The sequence below is a fragment of the Streptococcus sp. 27098_8_74 genome (genome assembly GCF_041431705.1).
Taxonomy (GTDB): domain Bacteria; phylum Bacillota; class Bacilli; order Lactobacillales; family Streptococcaceae; genus Streptococcus; species Streptococcus salivarius_E.
This window is the reverse complement of record NZ_JAPVYF010000006.1, coordinates 88,501-103,077: the sequence shown is the minus strand read 5'-3', so window position 1 is coordinate 103,077 and position 14,577 is coordinate 88,501. Positions and strand designations below refer to the sequence as shown.

At 42.5% G+C, this 14,577-nt stretch carries 4 protein-coding genes; 3 read left to right on the top strand and 1 reads right to left on the bottom strand.

Translation table 11 applies throughout. The annotated features are described in order from the left end of the window. The coding region (locus tag O3670_RS03770) for a KxYKxGKxW signal peptide domain-containing protein (RefSeq protein WP_371595808.1) at positions 1-718 on the bottom strand (718 nt) is incomplete at its 3' end. Between the two features lie 1,015 nt (positions 719-1,733). Between O3670_RS03770 and O3670_RS03765 the strand changes: the two genes are divergently transcribed. The 3 genes from O3670_RS03765 to O3670_RS03755 all read left to right on the top strand — a co-directional run bounded on the left by O3670_RS03765 (position 1,734) and on the right by O3670_RS03755 (position 14,472). Next, entirely contained in the window at positions 1,734-6,467 is a 4,734-nt protein-coding gene (locus O3670_RS03765) for a glycoside hydrolase family 70 protein (protein WP_201061400.1), read from the top strand. 481 nt (positions 6,468-6,948) lie between these two features. Then, positions 6,949-8,934 (top strand): KxYKxGKxW signal peptide domain-containing protein, encoded by a 1,986-nt coding sequence (locus tag O3670_RS03760; protein ID WP_371595807.1) that lies wholly within the window; start codon positions 6,949-6,951, stop codon positions 8,932-8,934. 771 nt (positions 8,935-9,705) lie between these two features. Next, positions 9,706-14,472: a glycoside hydrolase family 70 protein gene (locus O3670_RS03755; protein WP_371595806.1), complete on the top strand. Its 4,767-nt coding sequence runs from the start codon at positions 9,706-9,708 to the stop codon at positions 14,470-14,472. Positions 14,473-14,577 lie beyond the last annotated feature (105 nt).

Here is a 14,577-nt window from a genome sequence, read left to right as displayed (position 1 = left end):
AGTTTCCCTTATATTCTAGATAACGTTTGGTTTGTAGTTGACCAGTATTATCATCAAAATAACGGTATAGTTTGTAATTTACGATTTGTGGTCCTTTAATTTGTTTTCCGTCCTCCCAGAAGGAGACTCTTACGTTATCAATCGTTTGGTCTCCAGTAAGTTTTTTCCCATTAGCATCTTCATAGTACCAATTCCCCTGTTTATCACTGTAGTAGTGACCGCCAGTGATATTATTTTCAGCAGAGGGAACTTGAGAATTAGGGGTATCAGTATCACTAGTTGTTGGTGACGAATTCTCAGTTGTAACACTCTCACTAGTCGTTGCACTTACCTCAGAATGTGTAGTTTCAGAATTAGCTGCTTCCGAACTAGCTGTGCTTGTGACTTCAGAGCTTGGTTTTTCAGAGACTGTTTCTGTTGAAGGAACTTCTAAGGTAGCTACTGGTGCTTCTGATACTGTAGCAGTCTCGCTAGAAGGGGTAGCAGGTGTATTTTCTGTAGGTTTAGTTGTGGCTTCATTACTTGCTGGAGCCTCAACGTCAATAGCGCCTTCTTTGATGATGGCTTCAACAGTTGCTTCATTAACAGGTGTAGGTTGTTCTTCAGCTGAAGCGTAGCTGAGTCCTGCAAAACTCAATCCCAAAGCAAGTCCTGTCACTGCAATAGTTACCCAATGTTTTTTAACTTTGTGAAGTTTAAAATGTACTTTCTTTTCCATGGTAATTCTCCTTTCATTTTAAACTTTTTACATACTGCAAAATAAGGGCTGTCATGAGAGTTTATGAAAAGTGAGCATTGGGGAGGAGTCCCTAACGATGTAAGTTAATCTTTTTGTGACAATCCTTATTTCTCCAAGCCTCCTCAATTTCTATATTACGAGACTGTTCGAGGCAAACATGAGTCCTGACGAAATGATTCTAGAAAAACGAGAGCCGTTCGGAATTTTCCTCCTTTCTAAGCATGGAAGATCTCGTTTATTTTGGGCTTCTAAGACACAAAAAACTAGAGCTTACTAGTATGAGGCGTCCCCTCTAGAGCTCTAGTTTGAAATGATGCTGTATTCTTTTTATGAGCCCTAGTTTGATGGTTCAAAGTGACTCAGGAATGGTTATCCTACTATAATCCTTATTTAGGCATTAGGTAACTAATGTCAATCTTTTAGATAATCCCCCAAGTGTCCTTTAAAGCAAAATTAAAACGCTTACATATTCACCTAGCTTCATTATAATCCTTTTTTAAGAATAAACAACAGAAACTAACGGAATTATCAAAAATGTTAAAGAACTGACATAAAAGATTCTATATTTAGTTTCGTTAGTCAAATAAGAATTCACCTGTGTAAATCATTTATATTTTTAATTTTTGTTCCTCATAGACAGACCACGATCTTAGTCAGATGAAAAAATAGAGTCTTTCTATCTAAAATTTTCTTTTCAGAATTGTCTTTTTAGGGGCTACTTCTCTCATAGTTTTGCTATCTCTTAAGGTTAATTGAAGCTTGCTTTAATCTTCAAAAGCCTTTGAAGATAAGCACTTGAAGGAGTTTGAGAAGCAAAAAAACTCTATTTAGGACCTTACATATGGTGTAAGGTCTCATTTTTACAAATCAAAGTTAATAATAGGAAGCGTCCGGCAGAGATTCATGAAAATAAGATGACTTTTTCCTATTTGTAATTTGTCTGAATATATCATAGAGTAGAGAAAACAATAGAAAAAAAGGATGATTGTTATAGATGGAAAATAAGGTACGTTTTAAACTACATAAGGTTAAGAAAAACTGGGTAACTATCGGGGTGACTACCCTCTCAATGGTTGCCTTGGCGGGTGGAAGCCTCCTAGCTCAAGGAAAAGTAGAGGCCGATGAGACGAGCGCACCTAATGGTGACGGCTTGCAGCAACTGAGTGAGGATGGTACTGCCAGTCTAGTGACGACAACAACTGTTACTGAGCAAGCTAGTGCTCAAGCAAGTGTGGCAGCAGTAGCAACAGCCAGCGTAAGTCACGAAACAAGCTCTCAGGCGACGACAAGTGCGGTCGCTCAAGAGGCAACTGCTCAAGCACAAAGCAGTCAAGTTATCGATCAAGAAGTGGCAGTTTCTTCGCAAACTCAAGCTAGTGCCCAAGAGACACTGACTACGGAACAGGCCTCACAAGGTCAGGCTACGACTCAAGTAGCTGGGCAAACAAGTGCTCAGTCTACTCCAAGTGTGACAGAACAAGCAAGACCTAGAGTCTTGACCAATGCTGCACCAGCAATCGCCACACGCGCTGCTGATAGCACTATTTGTATCAATGCCAACCGTAACACCAACATCACGATTACGGCCAGCGGTACGACACCAAATGTCACCATTATCACAGGGCCAAACACTCCTAAGCCAAACGTGACGGTGACAAGTCCAAATGGCACAAGACCAAATGTGACTATTGTAACGCAGCCAAATCAACCAAACAAACCTGTTCAACCAAGTCAACCGTCTCAACCTAACAAGCCAGTCCAACCAAGTCAGTCAAGTCTTGACTATAAACCAGTAGCTTCCAACTTGAAGACGATTGATGGCAAGCAGTATTATGTTGAAAATGGCGTTGTGAAAAAGAACACAGCGATTGAACTTGATGGTCGTCTTTATTATTTCGATGAGACTGGGGCGATGGTAGATCAAAGTAAACCTTTGTATCGTGCCGATGCCATTCCAAATAACTCTATCTATGCGGTTTATAACCAGGCCTATGATACGTCAAGCAAGAGTTTTGAACACTTGGACAATTTTTTGACGGCTGATAGCTGGTACCGTCCAAAACAGATTTTGAAGGATGGGAAAAATTGGACAGCTTCAACTGAGAAAGATTATCGTCCCCTTTTGATGACTTGGTGGCCAGACAAGGTGACACAGGTCAACTACCTCAACTATATGAGCCAACAAGGGTTTGGTAATAAGACCTATACGACAGATATGATGAGCTATGACTTGGCAGCTGCTGCCGAAACGGTTCAACGAGGAATCGAGGAACGTATTGGTCGTGAGGGCAATACCACTTGGCTTCGCCAGTTGATGTCAGACTTCATCAAAACACAGCCTGGCTGGAACTCTGAGAGTGAGGACAATCTCTTAGTTGGTAAAGACCACTTGCAAGGAGGCGCTCTGACCTTCCTAAATAATAGTGCGACAAGTCATGCCAATTCAGATTTCCGCCTCATGAACCGCACACCGACTAACCAAACGGGGACACGCAAATATCATATTGACCGTTCAAATGGTGGTTACGAGTTGCTCTTGGCTAACGATATCGACAACTCTAACCCAGCTGTTCAGGCAGAGCAACTAAACTGGCTCCACTACATCATGAACATTGGTTCTATCCTTGGCAATGATCCAAGTGCCAACTTTGACGGTGTTCGTATCGATGCGGTGGACAATGTGGATGCGGATCTCTTGCAGATTGCTTCTGATTACTTTAAGGGAAAATACCGTGTGGCTGATAATGAGGCCAACGCCATTGCTCACTTGTCAATCCTTGAAGCTTGGTCTTACAACGATCATCAATACAACAAGGATACCAAGGGTGCTCAGTTGTCTATCGACAATCCACTACGTGAAACGCTTTTGACAACTTTCTTGCGTAAGACCAATTACCGTGGCAGCTTGGAGCGCGTGATTACTAACTCTCTTAACAATCGTTCAAGTGAGCAGAAACACACGCTACGTGATGCCAATTATATTTTCGTGCGAGCCCATGATAGTGAAGTGCAAGCTGTTTTGGCTAATATCATCAGCAAGCAGATTAATCCAAAAACAGATGGTTTCACCTTCACTATGGATGAGCTCAAACAGGCTTTTGAAATCTACAATGCGGACATGCGCAAGGCTGATAAAAAGTACACCCAGTACAATATCCCAGCTGCCTATGCCACAATGTTGACCAACAAGGATAGTATCACTCGTGTTTACTACGGAGATCTCTTTACCGACGATGGCCAATACATGGCTGAAAAATCACCATACTATAATGCCATCGATGCCCTGCTTCGTGCTCGCATTAAATATGTAGCAGGTGGTCAAGACATGAAGGTCACTAAGCTTAATGGCTATGAAATCATGTCATCTGTGCGTTATGGTAAGGGGGCAGAAGAAGCCAACCAGTTTGGTACTGCCGAAACACGCAACCAAGGAATGCTCGTCCTTACAGCCAACCGTCCAGATATGAAGTTGGCAGCTAATGACCGTCTAGTGGTCAATATGGGAGCCGCCCACAAAAATCAGGCTTACCGCCCATTGCTTCTCAGCAAATCGACAGGTCTTGCGACCTACCTCAAGGATTCTGATGTGCCAGCTGGATTGGTTCGCTATACGGATAATCAAGGGAACTTGACCTTCACGGCAGACGATATTGCTGGTCATTCAACCGTTGAAGTTTCAGGTTATTTGGCAGTTTGGGTGCCAGTAGGTGCTTCTGAAAACCAAGATGCCCGCACCAAGGCTTCGACAACTAAGAAGGGTGAGCAGGTCTTTGAATCATCAGCAGCTCTTGATTCACAAGTCATTTACGAAGGTTTCTCAAACTTCCAAGATTTCGTTAAGACACCAAGTCAGTACACCAACCGTGTTATTGCTCAAAATGCCAAACGCTTCAAAGAGTGGGGAATCACTTCCTTTGAATTTGCGCCACAATATGTGTCTAGCCAAGACGGCACTTTCTTGGATTCTATCATTGAAAATGGCTATGCCTTCGAAGACCGTTACGATATTGCCATGAGTAAGAACAACAAATACGGTTCGCTCAAAGACCTCATGGATGCCCTTCGTGCCCTTCACGCAGAAGGTATCTCAGCCATTGCTGACTGGGTTCCAGACCAAATTTACAATCTTCCTGGAAAAGAAGTGGTAACAGCTTCTCGTACCAATAGCTACGGAACGCCACGTCCAAATGCTGAAATCTACAATAGCCTCTACGCAGCTAAAACACGTACCTTTGGAAATGACTTCCAAGGCAAGTACGGTGGTGCCTTCCTTGATGAATTGAAGGCAAAATATCCAGCAATCTTTGAGCGCGTGCAGATTTCAAACGGCCGTAAATTGACTACCAATGAGAAAATCACGCAATGGTCAGCCAAGTATTTCAATGGAAGCAATATCCAAGGTACTGGAGCTCGCTATGTTCTACAAGATAACGCTACAAACCAATACTTCAGCCTTAAGGCAGGTCAAACCTTCCTTCCTAAACAAATGACTGAAATCACAGCAACTGGTTTCCGTAGGGTTGGAGATAAGGTCCAATACTTCTCAACGAGTGGTTACCTTGCCAAGAACACCTTCATTCAAGTCGGTGCCAACCAGTGGTATTACTTTGATAAGAATGGCAACATGGTCACAGGTGAACAGGTCATTGATGGTAAGAAATACTTCTTCCTAGACAATGGTCTCCAGCTACGTCATGTCCTTCGCCAAGGCAGTGATGGTCACGTCTATTACTACGATCCTAAAGGAGCTCAGGCCTTTAACGGATTCTATGACTTTGCGGGTCCTCGCCAAGACGTTCGCTATTTCGATGGCAACGGTCAAATGTATCGTGGCCTCCACGACATGTATGGGACAACCTTCTATTTTGATGAAAAGACTGGTATTCAAGCCAAAGACAAGTTCATCCGTTTTGCGGACGGACGCACGCGTTACTTCATCCCAGATACAGGAAATCTCGCAGTCAACCGTTTTGCGCAAAATCCTGAGAACAAGGCTTGGTATTACCTCGATAGCAACGGTTATGCCGTGACAGGACTCCAAACCATTAACGGTAAGCAGTATTACTTTGACAATGAAGGCCGTCAGGTTAAAGGACACTTTGTCACTATCAATAACCAACGTTACTTCCTTGATGGCGATAGTGGTGAAATTGCCCGTTCACGCTTTGTGACGGAAAACAACAAGTGGTACTATGTCGATGGCAATGGTAAGTTGGTTAAAGGTGCTCAAGTCATTAATGGTAATCACTATTATTTCAACAATGATTATAGCCAAGTCAAGGGTGCCTGGGCCAACGGCCGTTACTATGATGGTGACTCGGGTCAGGCCGTAACCAACCGCTTTGTCCAAGTTGGTGCCAACAAATGGGCTTATCTCAACCAAAATGGTCAAAAGGTAGTTGGTCTCCAACATATCAATGGTAAACTTTACTACTTTGAAGGCAACGGTGTCCAAGCTAAAGGGAAACTTCTGACATACAGAGGCAAGAAATACTACTTTGATGCCAATAGTGGTGAAGCCGTAACCAATCGCTTTATCCAAGTTTCTCGTGGTGTTTGGTATTACTTTAACGCCTCAGGTCAAGCCGTAACGGGTGAGCAAGTCATCAACGGTCAACACCTCTACTTTGACGCTTCTGGCCGTCAGGTCAAAGGCCGTTACGTCTGGGTTAAAGGCCAACGCCGTTACTATGACGCCAATACTGGAGCTTGGGTCAGAAAACGATAAAGGGCAGAAGAAAATGTGATTTTGGGACTATCCTAGATGCTTTTAGATTAAAATTCAGTAGGTACCTTCCCAGTCTCACCGCTTTTAAGCACTTGAAACATTTTGTTTCAAGTGCTTTTCTTTTATTACTATCTCTTGATATGCCAAGCAGATTGTAAGCAAAAAATGAGTTTGATTAAGAGAATCGTCAATAGACTGCTTACTTTAGCTTTAAATTATGCTCAGTCATTCTAATGAAGAAGGTGGTGAAAGTGCTAAAAGTCGGAGTTTCTGTGTGAATTTAAGAAAATCTGAACGTTTTTTGGAAACGGTTTCTAACATATAAAAGCTATAGCTATATATCTTAGGCTTGTTTTTTCAAATAGATTATGGGTAGAAGGTTAGTCTTATGAGACTAGGGTTATGCATCTGTAATTGTATTCGCTCCCAAAATCCCTTAACATAGAATAGAGAAATAAAGTTATATTGAAAGGTGTATGTTATGGAAAAGAAAGTTGGATTTAAGTTGCACAAGGTCAAGAAAAACTGGGTGACTATTGGAGTTAGTACGCTGTCGATGGTTGCACTTGCGGGTGGAGCCCTTTTGGCAGACCAATCGGCACAAGCAGATGAAGTGTCACTACCTAATGGTGATGGTTTTGAACAAACGGATGCTGGGATTGAATCAAGTGCATCATTGATTAATGAAAGCTATTCACCAACCTTAACAGAAGATGCCACTTACGTGTCAGCAGTGCCATCGAACTCTGGAAGTCAAACAAGCACAGGCTACGAGTCGTCATCATCTGTTTCAACAGGAGGCTCATCTCAGACTGTAGTTGGTGGTGGAGCTGGTCAAGTTAGTTCATCACAAACTTCACAAGTAGTAGGAACACAAAACTCTAATTCATCACAAACGGGTTCTGCTTATCAATCAAGTAGCAGTTCGTCATCAGTAAGTGCTAGTGCATCAAGTTCTTCAAGCTCATCAAGCTCTGCTTGGTATTCTTATTCGTCGTCATCATCATGGTCATCATCATCGTCAGCTAGCGGTTTTGCGACAATTACAACGAGTTCGTCTGACTCAAACGGCATTCATTGGAATGGTGGTCGAAACACGACAATCACCATCACGGCTTCAGGAACAACGCCGAATGTTACTATCGTTTCGAATTCTAATAAACTGTTTCCAAACCTGACAGTTGGTCATTCGAACGGTTCAAATGCTAATGTCACTATCATTTCGCAAGGAAATCAGCAAAATAACTCAGGTTACCAAATCATCTCAGGTGAGACTAAGCCAAGTGTTGATTCGAACAATGCCAAGTCTTCATTTGTTCGTGTAGGCGAAAATCAATGGTATTATTACGATCAATATGGTCAAAAGGTCAAAGGCGAAAAGGTTATCGATGGAAAGGCTTATTACTTCCTTGAAAATGGTCTTCAAGCTCGTGACTCCCTTGTTAAAGGTAGCGATGGTTACACCTATTACTATGATAAAAATGGCGTGAAGGCTATCAATGGCTTCTACGATTTTGCAGGTTACCGTAAGGATGTACGCTATTTCGATTGTTATGGTCACATGGCTACTGGTCTCCTTGAAATGGGTAGCACAACCTTCTACTTTGATACACAAACAGGTATCCAAGCTAAAGACAAATTTATTCGCTTCTCAGATGGCCGTATCCGTTACTTCATCCCTGATACTGGTAATATGGCTGTAAATACCTTTGTTCAAAATAAAGAAAACCAAGCTTGGTACTACCTTGATGAACATGGTTACGCTGTGACAGGAAAACGTATCATCAATGGTAAAGAATACTGCTTTGACTCAGAAGGCCGTCAAATCAAAGGTCAGATGATGCAACAAGGCAACAAGCAATACTACATTTCTGCCCAAACAGGTGAAATGGCTGTGTCACGCTTTATCTTTGAAAACAACAACTGGTATTATGCGGATGCTTTTGGTTGCCTCGTTCAAGGTGCCAAAGTGATTGATGGTAAACTCTATTACTTCAACAAAGACCACAGCCAGCTAAAAGGTGGCTGGGCTGAAGGACGTTACTATGATGCCGTCACTGGTCAAGCAGTCATCAACCAATTCATTCAAATTGCGGCTAACCAATGGGCGTACCTTAACCAAGATGGTCACAAAGTGACAGGTCTTCAAAATATTAACAATAAAGTTTACTACTTTGGTAGCAATGGTGCTCAAGTCAAAGGTAAATTGCTCACTGTCCAAGGTAAGAAATGTTACTTTGATGCCCACACTGGTGAGCAAGTGGTAAACCGCTTTGTCGAAGCTGGACGTGGTTGCTGGTATTACTTCAACGCAGCAGGTCAAGCAGTGACTGGAAAACAGGTTATCAATGGCAAACAGCTTTACTTTGACGGTTCAGGTCGTCAAGTGAAAGGACGTTATGTTTATGTAGGTGGCAAACGCCTCTTCTGCGATGCCAAAACTGGTGAATTGAGACAGCGTCGTTAATTACTATGTACTTAAAAATCTAGAGCGAATTTTTCCTTTTCCTATCTAAATTATTATTATTTCCTATCATAACTCTAGATGATTAAATAAATGAAAAAACCAGCTGATGCTGGTTTTTTGAGTTGTTTTAGAGAAACTGTCAGTGTACGCTCAGATGCTTTTTCACGCTTAAATCCTAATAATTTTGTCCCTCTCATATTCACAAGAAGAAGCCATAGCCGTGTTATAATTGGTATTATATTTGCATGTAGGAAATAGAGTTAGAGGTAGTTATGGGGAACTATTTTCATTAAACTCGAGGTGTAATCGACTTTCTAAAGGAGAGAAATCATGCTTATCTTAGCTTTGAGTGTTACTGTCATATTATTTATCTTCATTTCGAATTACTACTTTTATAAAACAGACTTCAGAAAACGAAAATACCCATTACTCTATGCGATTATTGAAACCATAGCTGATTTGTTCACTAGGTAATATCTCTAACCCAAGCCTTTATTTCATCTTAGAAATGAAGGTTTTTTTATTTAAATTTACATTAATTTTGTAGGATGATTCTATCGTCTAAAAAAGTCTAAATCCTAACGATTTTAGTTGGTTTTATGTTATCCTTAGTGCATTTGTTCACAAGGTGTATTTATTAGGCAGATTATTAAAGGACGTTTTCTGAGAAAACGAAGGTAGATACATTAAACTGATATTACAGTTGTGTAATTGTATTCCCTTGTCAAATAGCTTATGATAGAAGTAATATAAGGGAAAAAGGTAAATATTATGGAACAAAAAGTACGCTTTAAACTGCATAAAGTGAAGAAGAATTGGGTAACTATTGGGGTGACAGCACTCTCAATGGTTACTGTTGCTGGTGGAACTTTGTTGGCGGATCAACAGGTTCAGGCCGATGAGCAAAATCCTGCGAATCAGTCAGGTGATAGCAGTCAGAATCTGCTTCAAGAAACGCCAGCTACAACTAATGATGCAGCAACTACAGTAGCACCAACTATCTCAGCAGATGCTAATACTGCGAGCGTGGCTATTCCTGTCGCAGATGCGACTAGCACGACAACCGATGTTACAGATAGGGCAGCGGCACCTGCTGCAAACGCAGCGACAGTGGAAACTAACTCAGGTCAAGCATCACCAAGTACAAATGTGCAAGCAGCTGCAGCTGATACGAGTGCCACAACAACTGATACAAATACAAATACTAACGCTGCAGTAACTGGAACGGATCGTGCAACAGCTACTACAGACCGTGCAGCAACAACTGATACGGCAAATACAGAAGCTCGTACACGTAGCCGTCGTGCCTTGGCAGAAACTCGTGAAGCCAATACCAATACAGCGACTGGTATCCAATGGATTAACGGCAAACAATACTATGTCAATAGTGACGGTAGTGTGCGTAAGAACTTCGTCTTTGAGCAAGATGGTAAGTCATATTATTTTGATGCTGAAACAGGGGCTCTTGCGACTAAGTCACAGGATGAATTTTCAACTAAACCTATCAAGGCGACCGTAGATTTTTCATCTGGAAATCAGCTCTACAAAAACGATAACAAATCTTTGGACCAACTCGACACCTTCATCACTGCGGATGCTTGGTACCGTCCAAAGAGTATTCTCAAGGATGGTAAGACTTGGACAGCTTCAACTGAAGCGGATAAACGTCCACTCTTGATGGTTTGGTGGCCTGACAAATCGACTCAGGTTAACTACCTAAACTACATGCAAAATCAAGGTCTTGGTGCGGGATCATTTTCAACCAACTCTAGCCAGGAAAGTCTAAATCTAGCTGCTAAAGCGGTTCAGACTAAGATTGAAGAGCGTATTGTGCGTGAAGGCAATACCAACTGGTTGCGTACAAGTATCGACCAGTTCATCAAGACTCAGCCAGGTTGGAATAGTAGCACTGAAAATAGTTCATACGACCACTTGCAAGGTGGACAGTTGCTCTTTAACAACAGTAAAGGTGATACTGGTAATCGTACCAACTACGCCAACTCTGATTATCGTCTACTTAACCGCACACCGACTAACCAGACGGGTACACGTAAGTACTTCAAGGACAATTCTATCGGTGGTCTTGAGTTCTTGCTTGCCAACGATATTGATAACTCAAACCCAGCTGTTCAGGCGGAGCAACTTAACTGGCTCCACTTTATGATGAATATCGGAAGTATCATGGCCAACGATCCAACAGCCAACTTTGACGGTTTGCGTGTCGATGCTTTGGACAATGTGGATGCTGACCTTCTCCAAATCGCTTCTGATTACTTCAAAGCAGCCTATGGTGTTGACAAGTCTGAAGCGAATGCAATTAAACACTTGTCATACTTGGAAGCTTGGTCTGCCAACGACCCATATTACAACAAGGATACTAAAGGGGCACAACTGCCGATTGATAATGCCCTTCGTAATGCTCTTACCAATCTTTTGATGCGTGATAAAAATACACGTATGCAGCTTGGAGACATGACTGCTTTTATGAATAGTAGTTTGAATCCACGTGGTGCTAACGATAAAAACGGTGAACGTATGGCCAACTATATTTTCACCCGTGCCCACGATACTGAAGCGCAAACCATTATCCAACGTATCATCCGTGATCGTATCAATCCAAATCTGTTTGGTTACAATTTCACCCGTGATGAAATCAAGAAGGCCTTCGAGATTTACAATGCGGATATCAATACAGCTCACAAGACTTATGCGTCTTACAACTTGCCATCTGTCTATGCCCTCATGTTGACCAACAAGGACTCTGTAACACGTGTTTATTATGGAGACCTCTACCGTGAGGATGGTCACTACATGGCCAAGAAGACGCCTTACTTTGATGCCATCGATACCCTTTTGCGTGCCCGTATCAAGTATGTAGCTGGTGGTCAAGACATGGAAGTGAAGAAAGTCGGAAATGACGGCCTCTTGACATCAGTTCGTTATGGTAAAGGTGCCAATAACAGAACTGATTGGGGAACTGCTGAAACCCGTACGCAAGGGATGGGTGTCATCATGACCAACAACTATGATTTCCGATTGGGTAGCAATGAAACTGTAACGATGAATATGGGTAGAGCCCACCGTAATCAGCTTTACCGTCCATTGCTTTTGACGACTAAGGATGGTCTAGCAACCTACCTCAACGATTCTGATGTCCCTTCAAACCTTCTTAAGCGAACAGATCGAAACGGAAACTTGACCTTCAATGCCAATGATATTTTTGGTGTGGAAAACGTGCAAGTATCAGGTTACCTCGGTGTCTGGGTACCAGTCGGGGCTAAGGCTAACCAAGACGCACGTACACAGCCAAGTAACCGTGCCAATAGTGACGGACAAGTTTATAAGTCTTCAGCAGCTCTTGATTCTCAAGTTATGTATGAAGCCTTCTCAAACTTCCAAGCTTTTGCGGACGATCAGCCAGAACTCTACATGAACCGTGTCTTGGCTAAGAACACTGACTTGCTCAAAGCTTGGGGTATTACGTCTGTTGGACTTCCACCACAGTACGTTTCAAGTAAGGATGGTACCTTCCTTGATTCAACGATTGACAATGGTTATGCCTTTGATGACCGTTATGATATGGCCTTGAGTCAAAATAACAAGTACGGATCACTTGAGGATCTCCTTAACGTCCTTCGAGCTCTGCACAAAGATGGTATTCAAGCCATTGCTGATTGGGTGCCAGACCAAATCTATAACCTTCCTGGTAAAGAAGTAGTTAACGCTACACGTGTAAATGGTTACGGTTATCATCAGGCAGGCTACCAAATTGTTGACCAAGCCTATGTGGCCAATACCCGTACAGATGGTACAGACTATCAAGGCAAGTACGGTGGTGCCTTCCTTGATGAACTAAAAGCTAAGTACCCATCTATTTTCAATCGTGTACAAATCTCAAATGGTAAGCAGTTACCTACGAATGAAAAGATTACCAAATGGTCTGCTAAGTACTTCAACGGAACCAACATCCTTGGACGAGGTATCAACTTTGTCCTTCGTGATGATAAGACCAACCAGTACTTCAATACTTCAGCCAACAGCCAACTCTTGCCAACACCACTTCGTGACACAGGTGCCATCACAAGCACTCAAGTCTTCCAACGTCGTGGACAAGACGTTTACTTCCTTCGTGATAACCAAACCGTTAAGAATGAATTTGTTCAAGATGGTAGTGGTAACTGGTATTACTTCGGTGGTGACGGTAAGATGACCAAGGGTGCTCGAAACATCAATAACAAGGATTACTATTTCTTTGACAATGGTATCCAATTGCGTAACGCCCTTCGTCGTGCTAGCAACGGCTATACCTACTATTACGGTCTAGACGGTGCCATGGTTAAGAATGCCTTCGTTGATTTTGATGACAAGCATAAGCAGGTCCGTGCCTTTACGACTCAAGGAACAATGGTAGTGGGTAACCTTCATTGGAGTGGCCACCATTTCTACTTTGACCGTGAAACGGGTATCCAGGCTAAGGATCGCGTTGTTCGTACAGATGATGGCAAATTGCATTACTATGTTGCTGAAACTGGTGACATGGGACGTAACGTCTTTGCGACAGACAGCAGCACAGGTAAACGTTATTACTTTGACGCTGATGGTAACACTGTGACTGGCTCACGTGTCATTGACGGTAAGACTTATTACTTTAACCAAGATGGTAGTGTCGGTACGGCCTACAGCAATCGTGCAGATTCTATTATCTTTGAAAATGGTAAGGCTCGCTACATCACACCAGCAGGCGAAATCGGACGTAGCATCTTTGTCTACAACCCAGCAACTAAGGCATGGAACTACTTTGATAAAGAAGGTAACCGTGTCACAGGACGCCAATACATTGATGGTCACCTCTATTACTTCAAGGAAGATGGTAGCCAAGCTAAGGGTGAAATTATCGAGGAAAACGGCATTAAGTATTACTATGAGCCAGAATCAGGTATTCTTGCTAGCGGACGCTACCTCCAAGTTGGTGATGACCAGTGGATGTACTTCAAACAAGACGGTTCACTGGCTATCGGCCAAGTTCGTGCTGATCATGGATACCTTAAGTACTTTGATAAAAATGGTATCCAAGTCAAGGGTAAAACCATTGTTGAAGATGGTAAGACTTATTACTATGATGCCCACAGTGGAGCTCTTGTCACAAGCAGCTTTGCTGAGATTGCACCAAACCAATGGTCTTACTTCAATACTGATGGCCAAGCCCTTAAAGGCAAGTGGACTATCAATGGCAAGGAATACTACTTTGACCAAAATGGTATCCAATACAAGGGCAAAGCCGTTAAGGTCGGTAGTCGTTACAAGTACTATGACGAAAACGATGGTCAACCTGTAACCAACCGCTTTGCTCAAATCGAGCCAAACGTTTGGGCTTATTTCGGAGCTGATGGCTATGCCGTAACAGGCGAACAAGTCATCAATGGCCAACACCTTTACTTTGACCAATCAGGTCGCCAAGTTAAAGGAGCCTACGTCACAGTCAATGGCCAACGCCGTTACTACGATGCCAACACTGGCGAATATGTCCCAGGAAGATAAGCAGTAGTAGCTCATGTGACTGACCAGAGAACACACAGCCGAGAATGAGGGAAAATTCTCAAGAAGAAAGATCGTGAAAACGGTCTTTTTTTGATAAAATGGTAA